The 17,708-nt window shown below is 64.8% G+C and carries 16 protein-coding genes; 9 read left to right on the top strand and 7 right to left on the bottom strand.

The genetic code is table 11. The features are described 5' to 3' along the window. Positions 1-3: 3 nt before the first annotated feature. Both L6639_RS22685 and L6639_RS22680 read right to left on the bottom strand, forming a co-directional pair. On the bottom strand, positions 4-696 hold the full coding sequence (locus L6639_RS22685) for a hypothetical protein (RefSeq protein ID WP_237863846.1): 693 nt from the start codon (positions 694-696) through the stop codon (positions 4-6). After that, positions 693-1,262, bottom strand: coding sequence for a sigma-70 family RNA polymerase sigma factor (locus tag L6639_RS22680; RefSeq protein WP_164938793.1), 570 nt, complete (start codon positions 1,260-1,262; stop codon positions 693-695). Before L6639_RS22680 ends, L6639_RS22685 begins: the two co-directional genes overlap by 4 nt. A gap of 437 nt (positions 1,263-1,699) precedes the next feature. Between L6639_RS22680 and L6639_RS22675 the strand changes: the two genes are divergently transcribed. Together L6639_RS22675 and L6639_RS22670 are read left to right on the top strand one after the other, a co-directional pair. After that, positions 1,700-2,857, top strand: a complete 1,158-nt coding sequence (locus L6639_RS22675; protein ID WP_237863845.1) for a GGDEF domain-containing protein — start codon at positions 1,700-1,702, stop codon at positions 2,855-2,857. A 63-nt stretch (positions 2,858-2,920) separates the two neighbouring features. Then, positions 2,921-4,015: a DUF2336 domain-containing protein gene (locus L6639_RS22670; protein WP_237863844.1), complete on the top strand. Its 1,095-nt coding sequence runs from the start codon at positions 2,921-2,923 to the stop codon at positions 4,013-4,015. Between the two features lie 83 nt (positions 4,016-4,098). Here the strand turns inward: L6639_RS22670 and L6639_RS22665 are convergent, their stop codons facing one another. Both L6639_RS22665 and L6639_RS22660 read right to left on the bottom strand, forming a co-directional pair. After that, positions 4,099-4,737 carry an NrsF family protein gene (locus L6639_RS22665; RefSeq protein ID WP_237863843.1) on the bottom strand — a complete coding sequence of 213 codons (639 nt, stop codon included), beginning with the start codon at positions 4,735-4,737 and terminating at the stop codon, positions 4,099-4,101. 2 nt (positions 4,738-4,739) lie between these two features. Further along, positions 4,740-5,285, bottom strand: a complete 546-nt coding sequence (locus L6639_RS22660; protein ID WP_237863842.1) for a sigma-70 family RNA polymerase sigma factor — start codon at positions 5,283-5,285, stop codon at positions 4,740-4,742. Between the two features lie 289 nt (positions 5,286-5,574). On the opposite strand from L6639_RS22660, the gene L6639_RS22655 reads away from it, so the two are divergent. From L6639_RS22655 to L6639_RS22635, 5 genes are all read left to right on the top strand, one after another. Beyond that, complete coding sequence (locus L6639_RS22655) at positions 5,575-6,258, top strand: hypothetical protein (RefSeq protein ID WP_237863841.1); 684 nt, start codon at positions 5,575-5,577, stop codon at positions 6,256-6,258. Between the two features lie 95 nt (positions 6,259-6,353). Further along, positions 6,354-7,133: an enoyl-CoA hydratase gene (locus tag L6639_RS22650; RefSeq protein ID WP_237863840.1), complete on the top strand. Its 780-nt coding sequence runs from the start codon at positions 6,354-6,356 to the stop codon at positions 7,131-7,133. A gap of 189 nt (positions 7,134-7,322) precedes the next feature. Then, complete coding sequence (locus L6639_RS22645) at positions 7,323-8,753, top strand: TolC family outer membrane protein (RefSeq protein WP_377818870.1); 1,431 nt, start codon at positions 7,323-7,325, stop codon at positions 8,751-8,753. Between the two features lie 22 nt (positions 8,754-8,775). After that, positions 8,776-9,333, top strand: coding sequence for a P-loop NTPase family protein (locus tag L6639_RS22640; protein ID WP_237863838.1), 558 nt, complete (start codon positions 8,776-8,778; stop codon positions 9,331-9,333). 40 nt (positions 9,334-9,373) lie between these two features. Then, positions 9,374-10,285 (top strand): amidohydrolase family protein, encoded by a 912-nt coding sequence (locus tag L6639_RS22635; protein ID WP_237863837.1) that lies wholly within the window; start codon positions 9,374-9,376, stop codon positions 10,283-10,285. A gap of 2 nt (positions 10,286-10,287) precedes the next feature. On the opposite strand, the gene L6639_RS22630 is transcribed toward L6639_RS22635, so the two are convergent. From L6639_RS22630 to L6639_RS22620, 3 genes are all read right to left on the bottom strand, one after another. Continuing rightward, positions 10,288-13,404, bottom strand: coding sequence for an efflux RND transporter permease subunit (locus tag L6639_RS22630; RefSeq protein WP_237863836.1), 3,117 nt, complete (start codon positions 13,402-13,404; stop codon positions 10,288-10,290). 33 nt (positions 13,405-13,437) lie between these two features. After that, positions 13,438-14,682, bottom strand: coding sequence for an efflux RND transporter periplasmic adaptor subunit (locus L6639_RS22625; RefSeq protein WP_237863835.1), 1,245 nt, complete (start codon positions 14,680-14,682; stop codon positions 13,438-13,440). Positions 14,683-14,833: 151 nt separating this feature from the next. After that, the gene (locus L6639_RS22620; RefSeq protein WP_237863834.1) at positions 14,834-16,228 is read right to left on the bottom strand and encodes a CoA transferase; all 1,395 of its coding nucleotides are present in this window, start codon (positions 16,226-16,228) and stop codon (positions 14,834-14,836) included. A 112-nt stretch (positions 16,229-16,340) separates the two neighbouring features. On the opposite strand from L6639_RS22620, the gene L6639_RS22615 reads away from it, so the two are divergent. Both L6639_RS22615 and L6639_RS22610 read left to right on the top strand, forming a co-directional pair. Beyond that, on the top strand, positions 16,341-16,628 hold the full coding sequence (locus L6639_RS22615; protein ID WP_212241468.1) for a hypothetical protein: 288 nt from the start codon (positions 16,341-16,343) through the stop codon (positions 16,626-16,628). 198 nt (positions 16,629-16,826) lie between these two features. Beyond that, positions 16,827-17,597 carry an SDR family NAD(P)-dependent oxidoreductase gene (locus L6639_RS22610; RefSeq protein ID WP_237863833.1) on the top strand — a complete coding sequence of 257 codons (771 nt, stop codon included), beginning with the start codon at positions 16,827-16,829 and terminating at the stop codon, positions 17,595-17,597. The last annotated feature ends 111 nt before the right edge of the window (positions 17,598-17,708 follow it).

The raw sequence follows: 17,708 nt of genomic DNA, 5'->3' as shown, positions 1-17,708 counted from the left end.
CGCTTAAGGCGCCGCCACGGCGAGGTTGATGAACTTCTCGCGCTGCATTCTGGCGAGCAGCGCAGTGAGCTCGTCCTGGCTCATCGCCTTGTCGAACTGCAGGCGGAACATGCCGCCCTTGGCATCGCCGATGATCGAGGCCTGATAGCTGTCAAGCAGCGCGGTGATGTCGGCGACGCGCGCCTCGGGCGTGAAGCGCACCAGCGCCCGCGAAGGCGCAGCCGCCCCGAGCTCACGCGTGATCGGCGCGCCGGTCGAGAGCGACGCAGTCTGGAAGGTCGCAGTCTGAGTCTTCATCAAGACGGCACCGATGATGCCGGCCTGCAGCAGCAGCGCGATGGCGCCCAGGCTCGCCGACCAGGCCATCGTGCGCGGCGACAGGCTCGCAAAAAACGTGGCGATGCGCGCCGACAACGGTAGCGAAGCGGTCGCGCGCGCCGGCTCGGCGTCGATCGCGGCGAACAGCTTCTGCATCGCGCGCGCCGACGGAGCACCCAGGCTCTCGTTCAGGTGGATGGTCTCTTCGTATTCGCCGCGGATCGCCGCATATTGTTTTGCAAGCTGCGGATCGCTGGCGAGCGCTTCCTCGACGCGGCGCGCATCGCGCGCGTTCAGCGTGCCGGCGGCATGCCACGGCAGCAGCAACTCGATCTCACTGGGCTCTTGCTGCAGCATCTTCTTGCTCAAAGCCATCATGGCCAGCCTCGCTCAATGCCGGCTGCCTTCAGCAGTTCGGCCAATTTCTTGCGCGCATAGAACAGGCGCGTCTTTACCGTGTTCTCCGGGATCCCGACGATTTCGGCCACTTCCTCCACGGACTTCTCGTGGTAGTAGACGAGGTCGACGATTTCCCGATGGTCCGGCGAGAGGCCCGTCAGACACTCCCGCAACGCTTCACTGGTATCCTTCTTCTGCACCACCGTCTCCGGATCGTCGGACGAATCCTCGATCGCGTTGGCGGCTTCGTCGTCCAACTCAAAATCCTTCCTGCGGCGAAGCGCAGACAGGGCCTTGAATCGGGTGATTGCCAGGAGCCAGGTGGAAACTGCGGACCGGCCCTCGAACTTACCGGCCTGACGCCAGACGTCGAGAAACACCTCGCTGATGAGGTCCTCCGCCGTCTGCTCGTCCCGCACGAGCCTGAGCCCGAACCTGTACACCCTGACATGGTGCCGCCCGTACAGCACCTGCATGGCGAGCCGGTCACCCTGGGCGATCCTGGCGATCAGGACCTCGTCCGTAGCCGCCTGTGTCACGCTCAAAGCCCGTCTCGCAAGATTGGTCGGGTCGATGCGGGGGACGGTTCGACGGGAGGGGTGAAATTCTTCAACCTACCGCAGTCATACGGGGACTTGTGTGATCTACCACACATACGCGCAATTTCCTTGTCCCACCCGTGGCGGTCGGCCGTTTGGCTCCAAGACGGTAACATAATACGGAAACACTCTCTTGCGGGCTTGCCGTGGGCCGGGCGCGGATGGCTCGGTCGAGCGCCTCTATCACGGCCCCGTGCACATTATGTCGCACGGCGCAGGATTTGGTCCGCGATATCGGCGGCGATGGCTAATCGACCACCAGATTCCGTGCCGCCCGAGGCCCCTCACCCGCGCAGCGTCCCCCGGATTCGGTTCAAAAGGATACCAAACCTAAAGGCTTGCCACGTAGATTTTTTCGGCTGACATCCACCATTGGCGGGACCATGAACACGGCCGCGACGTCCTTTCCTGAGAGGAGTGCCGCAGAGGCCGCGGATCTCGTCCTTACGCGTGAGGAGGCGGCGCCCGGAGTGCTGGCGCGCCGGATCCGGCAGCGTCGGCAGATGTATGTCGGCCAGGTCGCGAGCTATTCGCTCGGCGCCTTCGTGCTGCTGCTCTACGCCTATGACGGCGCCATCCGTGGCAACGTACCATCGCTGTTCTGGGTCGGCGGCGTCACGATCATCGGCATCTTCGTCGTGATGTCGGAGGCCGGCGTCGGCGACAGGCACAACGACCATTATCTCACGGTCTTCCAGATCTCGGCGCATATGGCGCTGCAATTCGTCTTCCTGGTATCGGTGCCGACGATCGGGATTGCCTTCATCAGCGTGCTGTTCCTGATCTTCGCCTTCGGTACGCTGCGCATGACCTCGGTCCAGGCGATGCTGACCTGGGCACTCGCGACCTGCGCACTCGCGGCCGTCTTCCTCGCCTCCGACCTGCCGATCGGCATGCCGGTCGCGACGCGGCTGCAGCGGACCGCCTCGATGCTGTGCTTCGTGCTGGTGATCGGCCAGTGCGCCTTCCTCGGCCTGTTCGGCGCCACGCTGCGCAAGATCCTGTACCGGCGCAGCATCGAGCTGAAGGCCGCCTATCAGCGCATCGAGGAGCTCGCCGAGCTCGACGAGCTGACCGGCTCCTACAATCGCCGCTGCATCATGCGACTTCTCGACGCCGAGATCGAAAAGTCGCGGCAGGCGGACGCCCCCTGCACCATCGCGCTGATCGACCTCGACTGGTTCAAGCGCATCAACGACGCCCATGGCCATCCCGTCGGCGACGAGGTGCTGCGGACCTTTGCCATCACCATCTTCGCCAACATCCGGCCCGACGACCGTTTCGGCCGCTATGGCGGCGAGGAATTTCTGCTGCTGCTGCCCGGGACCGCAAGCGAGGCTGCATCGCGCATGCTCGATCGGCTGCGCAGCATCATCGCCGAGCTCGACTGGAGCGCATTCTCGCCCGGCATGCGCGTGACGATTTCCGCCGGCGTCGTGACGCTGCGCACCAATGATACTGCCGACACGTTTCTCGCGCGCGCCGACAGCGCGCTATATTCCGCCAAGGCGCAAGGGCGCAACCGCATTGCAACGAGCTGACCAATCCATTTGTCGCCGGCACGTGAGAACACGCCGCCGGACCGAACGCTCCAGGACAGGGCTATGAGATCAAAGACCGTCAAGTCATCCGAAAATTTGCTCGAGGAATTGCAGTCGGCGCTCGCGCACGGCACCGTCGCACGCCGGGTCGAGACGCTGCGGCGCGTCACCGATCTCTTCATCAACAATGCGGTGGACTATTCCGACGATCATATCCGCGTGTTCGACGACGTCTTCCAGTGCCTGATCGAGCAGATCGAAACTTCGGCAAAAGCATTGCTCGCCGACCGTCTCGCGCCGATCGGAGCCGCGCCGCCGCAGATCATCCGTACGCTTGCGCTCGAGGACGTCATCGAAGTCGCAGGTCCCGTGCTGTCAAAATCGGAGCGGCTGGACGAGACCACCCTGATCGAAATCGCGCGCGGCAAGAGCCAGGCACATCTCAAGGCGATTTCGCTGCGGCGGGTGCTGTCGGAGGCACTGACCGACGTGCTGGTCACGCGCGGCAATGAAGACGTGGTACAGTCGACCGTCAACAACCACGGCGCACGCCTTTCCGAGAGCAGCCTCGCCGATCTCGTCACGCGCGCCGAGCGCGACGACGATCTCGCTACCTGCATCGGCCTGCGTCCGGACCTGCCGCGGCATCATTACCTGAAGCTGGTCGCCAAGGCTTCTCTCAGCGTTCGCAGGAAGCTGGAAGCGGCCCATCCCGAACTCGCCAGCGAAGTGTCGAGCGTGGTCCAGGAAGCGGCGCAGCGGGTCCGCGCCGCTGCCATGACGAAGCAGACTGAAATGGCGCGGGCGCTGGTGAAATCGCTGCACGACGACGGCCGCCTCAACGAATTCCAGGTCGCGACCTTCGCCGAGCAGGGCAAGTTCGACGAGGCCAATGCCGGGCTCGCGGCCCTCGCAGGCGTTGCGGTCGAGACCGCCGAAAACATGATGATCGAGAGTCGCACCGAAGGCCTGATGATCCTCGCCAAGGTCGCCGGCATGCAATGGTCAAGCGTGCGCGCAATCATCGCCATGCGCGAGAAGCTCTCGGGCGGCTCGCAGACCGACATGCTGTCGCTGCGCGACGCTTACGAGGCCCTGCGCTCATCCACCGCACAGCAGGTGCTGCGCTTCCACCGCATGCAGACGTCCGCGGCTTGAACCGTGATGAGAGTCATCGCGCTTTAGGTTTTTTTGAGCACGATCTTTTCGGAAAACCGCTACGCACTTTTCCGGATCAGGCTCTAATACTTCAGGACTCTCGATCCGACAGCGGCGCCGATCGCGGTCACGATTGCGGTCGCGATCGTGTACCAGGTCGCGACGAACAGCGGCGAGTCGTCGGTGCAATGCGAGGCGTAGAGCGTGGCAGCGAGCCCGGCCGACAGCAGGCCGGCGAGCGCGCCGGCCTGCGCCGGTCGCGACGGCGCGCCATGGCGCAGGCCGAACAATGCACCCGCGAGAAGCGGCAGCGACATCGCGGGGATCGCCAACATGCACCACCGCGAATTCTTGCCGACGAGCCGCATCGTCATCGGCATCGCCGGCGCCATCATCGCCTCGCTGCCGATCGCGACAGCAAGCAGTCCGACGGGCAGCAGCAGGAGCCAGCCCCAACCGCGCATCAAGGCTTCGGGACGCGACAGATGCAGGCTGATGATGATCGCGGGAATCGCGAGCGACAAAGTCACCGCGAACTTCGTATCGAAGAACGGGTTGTGCATCGCCGTCATCACGTCCGGCCGCACGCCCAGGAAGGTCGCGAAAATCAGGATCGAGAACGGCGCCGCGACCAGAAGTCCGGTGGTCAGCAGCGCGCCGACGCGCGGGGCGCGGTGGGCGTTGTCGGCCGCGAGCGTGCGAATGAGTTGATCGGTATCCATGACTAGTGGTCCCGTAGTTTGGCGGTCAGGGCCGCAAGCCCCCGATGCAGCGCGACGCGCACCGCACCTTCGCTCATCGCAAATTTCGTCGCCGTATCCTTGATCGAGGCGCTGTCGACCGCGATCGATTGCAACACGTCGCGCTGGCGCTGCGGCAGCGTGTTGAGCTGCGCGGTGACCTCGCCCGCCGAGGCCGTCTCCTGTGGCGTCTCGCCGGGCAGCGTCTCGGCGAAATCGTCGATATTGACGAAAACGCGCCGGCCGCGGCGCCTGAGCGCATCGATCAGCTTGTTGCGCGCAATCGCGAACAGCCAGGGGGCGAAGGGGGCCTCGCTGTCCCAGGTGTGCCGTTTCAGATGCACCGCCAACAAGATTTCCTGCACGATATCCTCGGCCTGATCGGGAGGCTGCCCGGCACGCGCCAGGCCGCGCCTCGCAGCAGCGCGCAGCACCGGCGTGACCGCTTTCAGCAGGCGATGATACGCCGCATCATCCCCCGCCATGGCCGACCGCATCAGGTCGGTCCATTCGTCCTCACGTCCGCGCACGCGCGCTCCTACACGGCAATTCGGCCGCTCTTTCAATTTGTTACATCGCCAACCCTGATATCACGAAGTCGTGATCAAGGCGCAGCCAGGGAATCCAGTCCCCACCCGGAAAAGACCGGAGGCTCATAACACCGATCGGTCCATCTCGCATCCGGGAGCGTGCCGCACCAACCAGTTTGCCGCCTTTTTGCCCGGTGTGGCCCGAAGATTCCCATTTTTTGCCCCGCTGTCGTCATGCGCCGGGGTCTCTGTTCGCATCCGGGACGGGCGAATTGGGGAGATCGTCAACATGATGAAAGCCAGCGGGCGCGCGGCATGGATTGTTCTGGCCGGGCTGTTTTTGCTGTCCGCAGGCGCGGCTCAGGCCGCGCCGAGCTCCGCCGCGAGCGCCAAGCCGGACAGCGCGAGCAAGCAGGCCGATGCGGGCAAGCAGCGCCACCACGCCGCTCGCCGTCATACCGACAGCAAGACAGCGCAAAAATCGGACGACAAGACTGACAAGACCAGCGCGGACGCAACGCCGCAGGCTGGCGAGGCCAAGTCCGATAATAAGACCGACAACAAGGCCGGCAACGATACGCCGGCCTCGAGCCAGATGCCGCCGGAAGTCGCCAACGCCAACGCACAGCTCGCCGCGACGGATACGCCGCCTGCGGCTGCAGCCTCGGCGATGACCAGCCGCGCCAACGACAATGTGCAGGCCGCAGCCGATAATACCGCTGCGCCCGCTCCCGAGAACCAGGTCGTGCCGCCCGACCAGCTCAACGACCTCGACCGCGCCCTGCAACAGGACAACCCGCCCGCGCAGAAAGCGGTGATTGCCGCGACCGACGCGCAGCCCCGCCCCGCTCCGGTCATGGCGAGCAGCCAGCCCAGTTCGGCCTGGGACCAGAGCTCCCTGATCGGCAAGATCTTCATCGGCGTCGGCACGCTGCTGACCTTGGCCTCGGCCGCGCGCATGTTCATGGCCTGATTGCTCGGGACGCGCTCACTTGGCGCGTTCCGGCCCCTTGAAGGCATCCACGCGAGCGGGCACATTGCCCGCCCAATCAAACGCGTGGGTGGAGCATGAGCACGTTCGAACACATCATCGTCGAAAGCATCGGTGCAGTCGGCATCATCAAGCTGAACCGGCCGAAGATGCTCAACGCGCTCTCCTTCGGCGTCTTCCGCGAGATCGCCGCAGCCGTGGACGATCTCGAAGCCGATGACGCCATCGGCTGCATCGTCGTGACCGGCAGCGAGAAGGCCTTTGCCGCCGGCGCCGATATCAAGGAGATGCAGCCGAAGGGCTTCATCGACATGTTCTCCGAGGATTTCGCCGCGATCGGCGGCGATCGCATCGCGCGCTGCCGCAAGCCGACCATTGCCGCGGTAGCAGGTTATGCGCTTGGCGGCGGCTGCGAGCTCGCGATGATGTGCGATTTCATCATCGCCGCCGACACTGCCAAGTTCGGCCAGCCCGAGATCACGCTCGGCACCATCCCCGGCATCGGCGGCACGCAGCGTCTCACCCGTGCGATCGGCAAGTCCAAGGCCATGGATCTCTGCCTCACCGGCCGCATGATGGATGCTGCGGAGGCAGAGCGCAGTGGCCTCGTCAGCCGCATTGTGCCCGCCGACAAGCTGATGGACGAGACGATTGCGGCTGCGGAGAAGATCGCCTCGATGTCGCGCCCCGCCGTCGCGATGGCCAAGGAAGCGGTTAACCGCGCCTTCGAGACCACGCTCGCCGAGGGCATGAGCGTCGAGCGCAATCTGTTCCACTCGACCTTCGCGCTCGAGGACCGCTCCGAGGGCATGGCTGCGTTCATCGAGAAGCGCAAGCCGGCGAACAAGAACCGGTGAGAGCCGACCGACGGTAAGGTTGGCGTAAGACTACATCCCTTTCCCGCAGCCCCCTGTGACGCACCTGCAACAAGCACGGATTTCATGGGGGTTTCCTCCGCGGCAGTTTGCCTGCGGGACCGGCGCTGGGTAAACAGTTAAGAGAGCCGCCGTCGGCGGGGGCGGACAGCCGGGGTTTTGCGGGATTACATGATTGGGCGTGCCGCCAGAGCTGGTCGCGTGATGACGCGGCGACGATCGGGCGTGGGTCGTGTCCTGGCGGCATGGACGGCGCTGGGGCTCTGCTGCGCTCTGCCCGCCGCGGCCAATGCAGAGGCGCTGCCGGAGGCGCTGGCCAAGGCCTACCAGACCAATCCGCAGCTCAATGCCGAGCGCGCAAGGCAGCGCGCCACCGACGAGAACGTGCCGCAGGCGCTCGCCGGCTATCGCCCGCAGATCGTGGCCAGCCTCAGCGCCGGCCTGCAAGCCGTGCGCAACCTGCTTCCTGACAACACCATCCAGACCGCAACGCTGAAACCCTGGACCATCGGGGTCACGGTGTCGCAGACCCTGTTCAACGGCTTCCGCACCGCCAACAGCGTGCGGGTTGCCGAGCTCCAGGTGCAGTCCGGCCGCGAGGCGCTACGCAATGTCGGCCAGGGCGTGCTGCTTGACGCGGTCACCGCCTACACCAACGTGCTGGCGAACCAGTCGCTGGTCGAGGCGCAGCGCTCCAATGTCGCCTTCCTGCGGGAGACGCTCTCCATCACCCAGCGCCGCCTCAACGCCGGCGACGTCACCCCGACCGACACCGCGCAGGCCGAGGCGCGCCTCAGTCGCGGCCTTGCCGATCTCAATGCCGCCGAGGTCGCGCTCGCGGTGAGCCAGGCGACCTACACCCAGGTGATCGGCACTACGCCCGCCGCACTTCGCCCCGCCGAGGTGGTCGATCGCTATCTGCCGAAGACCCGCGAGGATTCGATCGCGATGGCGATCCGCGAACACCCGGCGGTGATGGCAGCGGGCTTCGATGTGGACATTGCCTCAACCAATATCCGCGTCGCAGAAGGCGCGCTGCTGCCGAGCGCGAGCCTGCAGGGCAGCGTTAGCCGCAGCCGCGACAGCGACCAGACGCTCGGCACCTTCGCCACCGACCAGGCCTCGATCGTCGCCAACGTCACCGCGCCGATCTATGACGGCGGCCAGGCGGCGTCGCAGACCCGGCAGGCCAAGGAAGTTACGGCGCAGAGCCGGCTGGTGCTCGATCAGGTCCGCAACCAGGCGCGCACGGCGGCGGTCAGCGCTTGGGTCGCCAACGAAGGCGCCAAGATCGCGGTCTCGGCATCCGAGTCCGAGGTGAAGGCGGCGACCGTCGCGCTTCAGGGCGTGCAGCGCGAGGCCGCCGGCGGACAGCGCACCACGGTCGACGTGCTGAACTCGCAAGCCGACTTGATCCAGGCCCGGGCCCGCCTGATCGGTGCGTTGCGCGACCGCGTAATCGCCTCCTACACTCTGCTCAGCGCTGTCGGCCATCTCGACGTCAAGACGCTGAGCCTGAACACGCCGGACTACCTGCCCGAGGTGCATTACCAGCAGGTCCGCGACGCCTGGCACGGTCTGCGCACGCCGTCGGGGCAGTAATCTCAATTCTTCGGGTCGACCGATGAAGAGCCGCCGCATCCATCTGATGGGAGCTTCGGGCTCCGGCGTGACGACGCTCGGCCGCGCACTGGCGGGCCGGCTGGCGCTGCCGCATCACGACAGCGACGACTATTTCTGGCTGCCGACCGTTCCGCCCTACCAGACCACACGTCATGCCGCCGATCGGCTGCGCCTGATGCGAGAGATGTTTCTGCCGCGTTTCGATTGGGTGCTGAGCGGATCCGTCACCGGATGGGGCGACGAGTTCGTGCCGTTGTTCGATCTCGTCGTCTATGTGACGACGCCGCGCGAGCTTCGCATGCAGCGGCTGCGTGCCCGCGAAGCCGCTCATTTCGGCGCCGATGCCGTTGCAGAGGGCGGCTGGCGTCATCAGGAGACCGAGTCGTTCGTCGAATGGGCCTCGCACTACGAAGCCGGTGATCGCGAGGGCCGCAGTCTCGCAAAACATGAGGCGTGGCTCGCGGGTCTGCCCTGCCCGGTCGTCCGCGTCGACGGTTCGCAGCCGGTTGCGGAGTTGGTCGAGCAGCTATGCAGCGACGTGGCGGGACTGCCAGGCTGATGTGATATCGTTCGCCGCCTGTCGCGACTCCGGAGCAGCCATGACCGACAACATCTACGCGCGAGCCGCGCAACCCTCGACGCCGATCAATTTCGACGTGCCTGCGCATGCTTGCGACTGTCACACCCACATCCATGGCGACGCCGAAAAATTTCCGTTCTTCGCGGGGCGCGTCTATACGCCGGGACCTGCGAGCCCGGAAGAGATGGCGGCGCTGCACAAAGCGCTACATATCGAGCGCGTGGTGATCGTCACGCCGAGCGTCTACGGCACCGACAATTCCACCAGCCTGTTCGGCATCAAGGCACGCGGCGCCACCGCGCGCGGAGTGGCCGTGATCGACGACAAGACCACCGAAGCCCGGCTTGACGCGATGCATGCGGACGGCTTTCGCGGCATCCGCATCAATCTGGCAACCGACGGCGTCAACAATCCCGATGTCGGCCGCGCGCGCTTCACAGCCGCCGTCGAGCGCATGACGGCACGCGGCTGGCACGTGCAGCTCTACACCACGCTGTCGATGATCTCGGCGATCAAGGATCTCGTGCTGGCCTCACCGGTGCCAGCCGTGTTCGATCATTTTGGCGGGCTCGAGGCCTCGCTCGGGCTGCAGCAGCCAGGATTTTCCGACCTCGTCGCGCTGGCCAAATCCGGCAAGGCGTATGTGAAGATTTCGGGCGCCTATCGCTCATCGACTCTCGCGCCCGACTATCAGGACATGGCGCCATATGCGCGCGCGCTGATCACGGCAAACCCGGATCGCATCCTCTGGGGCACCGACTGGCCGCATCCGGATTCGGCGCAGGTCGCGGGCCGCAAGGCCACAGACCTCGCCCCGTTCCATCAGATCGACGACGGCCGTCTGCTCAACCAGCTTCCGCTGTGGGCGCCGGATGCGGAGGTGCGCAAGACAATCCTCGTCGACAATCCCGCGCGGCTCTACGGCTTTTGAGATCAGCGCGCCCGGCGCGAGAAGAACGAAATCAGCACCGGCAGCGTCACCAGGATCACGACCGGCGCCAGCATCATGCCGGTGACGACGACGACCGCGAGCGGCTTCTGCACCTGGGAACCGATGCCTCCCGACAGCGCGGCGGGTAGCAGGCCGACGCCGGCGACGACGCAGGTCATCAACACCGGGCGGAGCTGCAACTCGCCGGTGCGGATCACCGCGCTCATGCGGTCCATACCTTCATCGATGAGCTGGTTGAACTGCGAGAGGATGATGATGCCGTCCATCACGGCGATGCCGAACAGAGCGATGAAGCCGATCGCAGCCGAGACGCTGAACGCCGTGCCGGTGATCAACAGACCGAGCACACCGCCGAAGATCGCCATCGGGATCACGCTCATGGCGAGCAAGGTGTCGGTCATCGAGCCGAAATTGAACCAGAGCAAGACGGCGATCAGCGCCAGCGAGATCGGCACCACGATCGACAGCCGCCGGATCGCATCCTGGAGATTGCCGAATTCGCCGACCCATTCCATGTGCGAGCCGGGCGGCAACTGCACCTGATCGGCGATCTTCTGCTGCGCCTCGCGGATGGCGCTGCCGAGATCGCGCTCGCGCACCGAGAACTTGATCGGCAGATAGCGCTCCTGCTGCTCGCGATAGATATAGGCGGCACCCGAGACGAGGCTGATATTGGCGACTTCGCTCAGTGGGATTTGCGTGATGGTGCCGTTCGGTCCGGGCGCGCCGATCCTGATATTCTGGATCGCCTCGGCGCTGCGACGGTACTCCGGCGCAAGGCGAACGATGATCGGGAAGTGGCGGTCGCTGCCCGGCTCGTAGAGATCGCCCGCGGTGTCGCCGCCGATCGCGACCTTGATGGTGGCATTGATATCGCCGGGCGCGAGGCCGTAGCGCGCGGCCTTGGCGCGGTCGATGTCGATCTGCACGGTCGGCTGCCCCAGCGAGGTGAAGACGGCGAGGTCGGTGACGCCCTGCACCGTCGACAGCACCTGTTTGATCTTGTTGGCGGTGTCAGTCAGCGCCTGGAGATCGTTGCCGAACAGTTTGATCGAGTTCTCGCCCTTCACGCCCGAGACGGCTTCGGAGACGTTGTCCTGGAGATATTGCGAGAAGTTGAACTCGACGCCCGGGAAACGGTCGTCGAGCTGCTTGAGCAATTGCGCGGTCAGCTCGTCCTTGTCATGTGTGCCGGGCCACTCGCTCGCGGGCTTCAGCGGCGCGAAGAACTCGGCGTTGAAGAAGCCGGCGGCGTCGGTGCCGTCGTCGGGGCGGCCGTGCTGCGACACGACGGATTCGACCTCGGGCCGGGCGCGGATCAGCTTGCGCATCTCGTTGACGTAGCTGTTGCCCTCCTGCAGCGAGATGGTCGGCGGCAGCGTGGCGCGGATCCAGAGATTGCCTTCTTCGAGTTTGGGCAGGAATTCGAGGCCGAGCAGCCGGCCGAACATGATCGTCATCACCACGAGGCCGATCGCGCCGCCGAGCATGATGCTTCGGTTGGCGACGGCCCAGTTCAGCAACGGCATGTAGAGCCGGTGCAGGACCTGCATCACGCGGGTCTCTGTCTCCTCGACATGGGCGGGCAGGATGATCGCGGACAGCGCGGGCGTGACGGTGAAGGTCGCCAGCAGGCCGCCGGCGAGCGCGTAGGCATAGGTGCGCGCCATCGGTCCGAAGATGTTGCCCTCGACGCCAGAGAGCGTGAACAGCGGCAGGAAGGCCGCGATGATGATCGCGGCGGCAAAGAAGATCGAGCGCGAGACGTCGGCCGCGGCGCTGAGGATGGCGTGGCTCTTCATGCCGAAAAGCGTCTCTTGCGACATCTGCTCGGATTCCGACGGTGGCGTGGTCTGCGTCAGGCGGCGGAAGATCGCCTCCACCATGATGACGGTGGCATCTACGATCAGGCCGAAATCGATGGCGCCGACCGAGAGCAGGTTGGCCGATTCCCCGCGCAACACCAGGATGATCACGGCGAAGAACAGCGCGAATGGTATCGTGGCGCCGACGATCAGCGCGCTGCGCAAATCGCCGAGGAAGATCCACTGCAGCAGCACGATCAGCAGGATGCCCACCACCATGTTGTGCAGCACGGTGTGGGTGGTGAGATCGATCAGGTCCTTGCGGTCGTAGATGCGCTCGATGCGCACGCCCGGCGGCAGGATGGTGGAATTGTTGATCTGGGCGACGAGCTGCTCGACGCGACTGATGGTCGGCGTGCTCTGCTCGCCGCGACGCATCAAGACGATGCCCTGCACGATGTCGTCGGAATCGTCGAGGCCGGCGATGCCGAGGCGCGGCTTCTGGCCGACGGTGACGGTGGCGACGTCCTTCACCAGCACCGGATTGCCGTTGGTCTGGGCGACCATGGTGTTAGCGAGGTCGTCGATCGACTTGATCAGGCCGACGCCGCGGACCACCGCCGATTGCTGGCCGATATTGACGGTGTTGCCGCCGACATTGACGTTGGAGTTGCTGACCGCCTGGAGCAGCTGCGGCAGTGTCAGGCCGTTGGCGACCAGCTTGTTGTTGTCGACCTCGAGCTCATAGGTCTTGCTCTTGCCGCCCCAGCCGGTGACGTCGATCACGCCGGGCACGGCGCGGAAGCGGCGCTGGAGGATCCAGTCCTGGATGGTCTTGAGGTCGAGCACGCTGTAGTTCGGCGGGCCGACCAGGCGATAGCGGAAGATTTCGCCGATCGGGCTCAGCGGCGATATCTGCGGCTGCACGTTGCCCGGCAGCGGCGCCAGCTGCGCCAGGCGGTTCAAGACCTGCTGCAGCGCCTCTTCATAGGTGTAGGCGAAGGAGAACTGCAGTTTGACGTCGGAGAGGCCGTAGAGCGAGATGGTGCGGATCGTCGTCAGGTTCTTCAGGCCCGCGACCTGGGTCTCGATCGGGATCGTGATGTAGCGTTCGATCTCTTCCGCCGACAGGCCCGGGCTCTGGGTGACGATGTCGACCATCGGTGGGGTCGGATCCGGATAGGCCTCGATGTTGAGCTGGTTGAACGCAATCAGGCCGCCGATGAGCACGGCGGCGAACATGCCGACCATCAGGAAGCGCCGGTTGACGGCAAGGGCGACGAGACGGTCCATTCAGGTTTTTCGCAGTTTCGTGGGGCTCGTCGATCAACTACCGGACGCCGCGCGGTCGATGAACAGGCTGCCTTTGACGACGATCTGTTCGCCGGGCTTCAGGTTGCTGGTCACCTCGACGAGGTTGCCATTGATGAGGCCGATCTTGATCTGGCGGAGCTCGACCGACTTGTCTTCACGCGCGACCCAGATGCGGACCTGGTCGCCTTCGTAGATCAGCGCCTGCTTCGGCACTGCAGGCGCCGCGCGGTCGCCGGCCGAATAGATCGTGACGTTGGCGAACATTTCCGGCTTGAGCAGGCCGTCCTTGTTGTCGATGGTGGCGCGGACCAGCAGGCGGCGGGTATTGGGATCGATTGCAGTGGCGACGTAATTGATCTTGGCGGTCAAGGGGCGGCCCGGCAACGCCATCACGTTGACGCTGATGTCCTGTCCGACGCTGACCATGGCAGCATCGCTCTCGCGCACGAAGGCGGTGAGCCAGACCGTGGAAAGATCGCCGATCACAAAGACTGGATCGCTGGCGCCGGCGCTGACATATTGCCCGGGGCCGATCTTGCGCTGCACGACCGTGCCCGAGAGCGGCGCATAGATCGTGATTTCAGGATTGATGGTGCCCTTGTTCTGGAACGTCTTGATCGTTTCGTCGGTAAAACCGAGGATACGCAGCTTGTTGTTTGCGGCCTCCAGCGCCGTCACCGCCGAGCGCATGTCGTTCTGCGCCTGGACCTGGGTCGCTTCCGCCTGCTGATAATCCTTGAGCGGGATGGCGCGGCCTTCGTAGAGATCCTTGGCGCGCTTGTACTGGATGTCGGCAAGCTCTAGCGCAGACTTTGCCTTGTTCTGCGACGTCATCGCCGCGATGAAATCGTTCTGGGCCTGCACGGTGTCGGCGGCCTCGATTGTGAACAGCGGTTGACCCTGCGTCACGCTCTCGCCCGGCTTGGCTAGCAGCTTGGTCACCCGGCCTGCATAGGGCGAGAAGACCGGCGTCGAGCGGTCCTCATCGACCGCGACTTTGCCCTCGGTGACGTACTCGGCACGGAAGGTTTTGGCGTTGACTGGCTCGATGGTCAGCGTCGCCCATTCGGACGGTGTCGGTGTGAAATTCTGCGCGTTCTTGCGCGACTGACTGGAGACTTCGGAGAGCTTCTTCTCCTTGCCGCCGGCAAACAGGAAGCCATAGGCGCCAGCTCCGGCAAGCACCAGTAAAACTACGGATGCGATCACCCGTTGTTTTGTAAGCACCTGCAATCGCTTGGTCTTTTCAGATACCATGGGGCCCGGTCGTGTCTGCGACGATCTCGGCAGACGACTGCCTCATCGGTCGCGCTAATAGTGCCGATTTGGGATTTCAAACAACCTAAAAAACGCTGGCCGTCCTTCGGTTTGCGTTAAAATTTTGCGACACGTCAGCTTCACGTCAGCTTCAGCGCGGCCATCGCGGCGAATGGCTGCCGAGCGGCATTGCCGGACGGCTCCATTGCGCCGGTGTCCTCGACAGCACGGCCGAATGACGCACCGCCTGCAATGCGCCGAAGCCAGATGACACCGTTTCCATGAACGCTGCATGTACAACCTCGCCCGTAAGATCAGGGGTGTTGAGACCGCTTTCGAGCCGGCCCAGATTCCACAGCCAGCGACCGGTCTGCGCCAGCGACACGCGCACGTGCCAGCTGCCGCCTTCGCGCGCCTGGCGCGCCTTCGCCATCATCGCGCCGAACGCCATCAGATAGCCGGTGGCGTGGTCGAGCATCTGCGCCGGCAATTCCTTCGGACCATCGATACCGGCCGCCTTGCCTTCCGCATGGTTGAAGCCCGTTGTGGTCTGCACCAGCGAATCGAAGCCGCGTCGCTCGGCCCAGGGGCCGGAATGGCCATAGGCCGACAACGTGACGTAGACGATGCCGGGATTGATTTCCGCGGCCTCTTCCGGCGCGAAGCCGAGGCCAGCGAGCGCGCGCGGGCGATAGCCTTGCGAGAAAATGTCGGCGTCTTTCAGCAATTCGCGCATTTGCGCCCTGCCCGCCTCGCTCTTCAGCTCGATGAAGGTGGTGAGCTTGCCGCGGCCGGTGTCGATGGTGAGCCAGGGAATGGCCGGCAGCTCCGGCCCCGAGACCAGCAACACATCCGCCTCATGTGCCGCGAGCGTGCGGCCGGCGACGGGCCCTGCGATGACGCGGGAGAGATCGAGCACGCGCAGACCCGAGAGCGGACGATCACCTCGAGGCCACGGCTTCGGAGGCGCCTCGCCGATCCTCTCGATCGAGACCAGCGGCAATTCGGCCAGCGCACGCGCCTGCGGCAACGACGACCATTGGTCGTAGCTCCGCATCAAGGCAACGACACCACCCGCGGCATAGGCCGCGGTCTCGAAATCCTCGCCCTTCCATTGCATCAGCGCGGCCTGCACCTTCTCGCGCTCGGGCGCGCAGCCAAGCACCTTGCAGACGGCGTCGCGGTGATGCGGGAAATTCGTATGGCAGCGGACGAAGCTGTTGTCGCCGGTCCTGTAAACGCCGGCGATGGCGTCCCAGGCCGGCGGCGGAGGCTTGTCGTCGAGGCGCAGATAGCGCTCGGAGCGGCATTCGACGACGGCGTGGCGCATGTCGACGGTCACGTCCTGCGCCTCGCCGCTGCGCAGTCGCCAGATCTCGGCGGCGGCAAGGCCTGCGGCGGCGATTGTCGCTTGGCCGGCGACGGCGACGCGGAACGAGGACGGAACCTGCGGCTCCTCGCCGGTCAGATGCACGCGCGCCAGTGCGGCTTTATCGCCGCCGGCGGAGGTCCAGATGTCGCTGAGGATGTCGGTGGGGCTTTGCATCGTAGCCTCTCCCTTGTCATTTGAGCATGATCTTTCGGAAAACCGCTGCGCACTTTTCCGGATCATGCTGTAGTTTTCTTGCGACCATCCCATGAGCACGGAAAGGATTGCAATGGCCGCCATCGATCCCCTCACCGCAGGCGCCGTGTTCGTTGCAACGGCGGCGACCGATGCGGTCTATGTGATGTTTACGTCAGCCGTGGTCGCGCGCAAGCGCGTACCGGCCGCGAGCTGGAGCGCGATCTGGTATCTGCTCTCCTCCTATGCGGTGATCAGCTACACAGAAAACGCCGTCTATGTGGCGTTCGCTGCGATCGGCTCCTGGGTCGGTGCCTATGCCTCGCTGACCTTCCTGCACCGCCCGCCGGGCGGCCCACCGGTGGGGGCTGCGCCGGAGTGAGGGGGCCGCTCCTCCGGTTCGCACGGTGTCATCATCCGCGAAAGCGGATGATCCCGTATTACAGAGGCGGTTGTGATTGAACCGAGAGGTCGCAGCGTACTGGATACCCCGCTTTCGCGGGGTATGACACCGAGAACGAATTCGACATCCTCGTTCAAACAACTAAGCTGATTACGACCAACAAAAGGAAAACCAACAATGGATCTCGGTCTCAAGGGAAAAAACGCTATCGTGCTCGGCGGCACGCGCGGCATCGGGCGGGCGATTGCGGCAACGCTGGCCGGGGAAGGCAGTAATGTCGCGGTGTGCGCGCGCAATGCAGAGCAGGTCGCGGCCACCGTTGCTGAATTAAAGGCGGGCGGCATCAACGCCACCGGCGGCAGCGTTGACGTCACCAACGGCGCGGCGCTGAAGGCGTGGGTCGAGGGCGCAGCCAGGGAGCTCGGTGGCATCGACCTGCTGTTCGCCAATGCGGGCGCAATGGCGCAAGGCCACGATCCTGCATCGTGGGAGCAGAATTTCCGGCTCGACGTGCTCGGCGCCGTGCATGCATTCGACGCGGCACGGCCGTTCCTCGAGGCCAGCGGCGAGACGAGCGGCGATGCCGCCTTCGTCATCATCTCCTCGATCTCGGCGGCGCAGGCCGATGTCGCCAGCTCCTACGGCCCGATCAAGGCGGCGCTGATCCACATGGCCAAGGGCCTGGCGCGGCAATACGCGAAGAAGAAGATCCGCGTGAATGTCGTCTCGCCCGGCACCGTCTATTTCAAGGGCGGCGTCTGGGAGATGATCGAGAAGAACATGCCGGAGCGTTACAACGACGCGATGAAGCGCAATCCGACCGGACGCATGGCGACGCCGCAGGAGATCGCAAACGCCGCGGTGTTTCTGGCGAGCCCGGTGTCGGGATTCACGACGGGGTCGAATCTCGTGGTGGATGGCGCGATCTCGAACCGGGTGAATTTTTAGGGCGTGCTCGTTCTTGTTCCGTCGTCCTGGGTGCTAGGTTTGCGATGGGCATGCATCGCAAACCGAGCCTCGAAGGATGAACGGCCGAGATGCCAGCCGGGCCGTCCCCCT

This window comes from Bradyrhizobium zhengyangense, from assembly GCF_022012555.1.
Lineage (GTDB): Bacteria > Pseudomonadota > Alphaproteobacteria > Rhizobiales > Xanthobacteraceae > Bradyrhizobium > Bradyrhizobium zhengyangense.
The sequence above is the reverse complement of the archived record's forward strand: the minus strand, read 5'-3'. Positions and strand labels throughout refer to the sequence as shown.

Coding starts and splice junctions, on each gene's coding strand:
- L6639_RS22685 (WP_237863846.1), bottom strand. CDS start 696: ATGATGGCTTTGAGCAAGAAGATGCTGCAGCAAGAGCCCAGTGAGATC.
- L6639_RS22675 (WP_237863845.1), top strand. CDS start 1,700: ATGAACACGGCCGCGACGTCCTTTCCTGAGAGGAGTGCCGCAGAGGCC.
- L6639_RS22670 (WP_237863844.1), top strand. CDS start 2,921: ATGAGATCAAAGACCGTCAAGTCATCCGAAAATTTGCTCGAGGAATTG.
- L6639_RS22665 (WP_237863843.1), bottom strand. CDS start 4,737: ATGGATACCGATCAACTCATTCGCACGCTCGCGGCCGACAACGCCCAC.
- L6639_RS22655 (WP_237863841.1), top strand. CDS start 5,575: ATGATGAAAGCCAGCGGGCGCGCGGCATGGATTGTTCTGGCCGGGCTG.
- L6639_RS22650 (WP_237863840.1), top strand. CDS start 6,354: ATGAGCACGTTCGAACACATCATCGTCGAAAGCATCGGTGCAGTCGGC.
- L6639_RS22645 (WP_377818870.1), top strand. CDS start 7,323: ATGATTGGGCGTGCCGCCAGAGCTGGTCGCGTGATGACGCGGCGACGA.
- L6639_RS22640 (WP_237863838.1), top strand. CDS start 8,776: ATGAAGAGCCGCCGCATCCATCTGATGGGAGCTTCGGGCTCCGGCGTG.
- L6639_RS22635 (WP_237863837.1), top strand. CDS start 9,374: ATGACCGACAACATCTACGCGCGAGCCGCGCAACCCTCGACGCCGATC.
- L6639_RS22630 (WP_237863836.1), bottom strand. CDS start 13,404: ATGGACCGTCTCGTCGCCCTTGCCGTCAACCGGCGCTTCCTGATGGTC.
- L6639_RS22625 (WP_237863835.1), bottom strand. CDS start 14,682: ATGGTATCTGAAAAGACCAAGCGATTGCAGGTGCTTACAAAACAACGG.
- L6639_RS22620 (WP_237863834.1), bottom strand. CDS start 16,228: ATGCAAAGCCCCACCGACATCCTCAGCGACATCTGGACCTCCGCCGGC.
- L6639_RS22615 (WP_212241468.1), top strand. CDS start 16,341: ATGGCCGCCATCGATCCCCTCACCGCAGGCGCCGTGTTCGTTGCAACG.
- L6639_RS22610 (WP_237863833.1), top strand. CDS start 16,827: ATGGATCTCGGTCTCAAGGGAAAAAACGCTATCGTGCTCGGCGGCACG.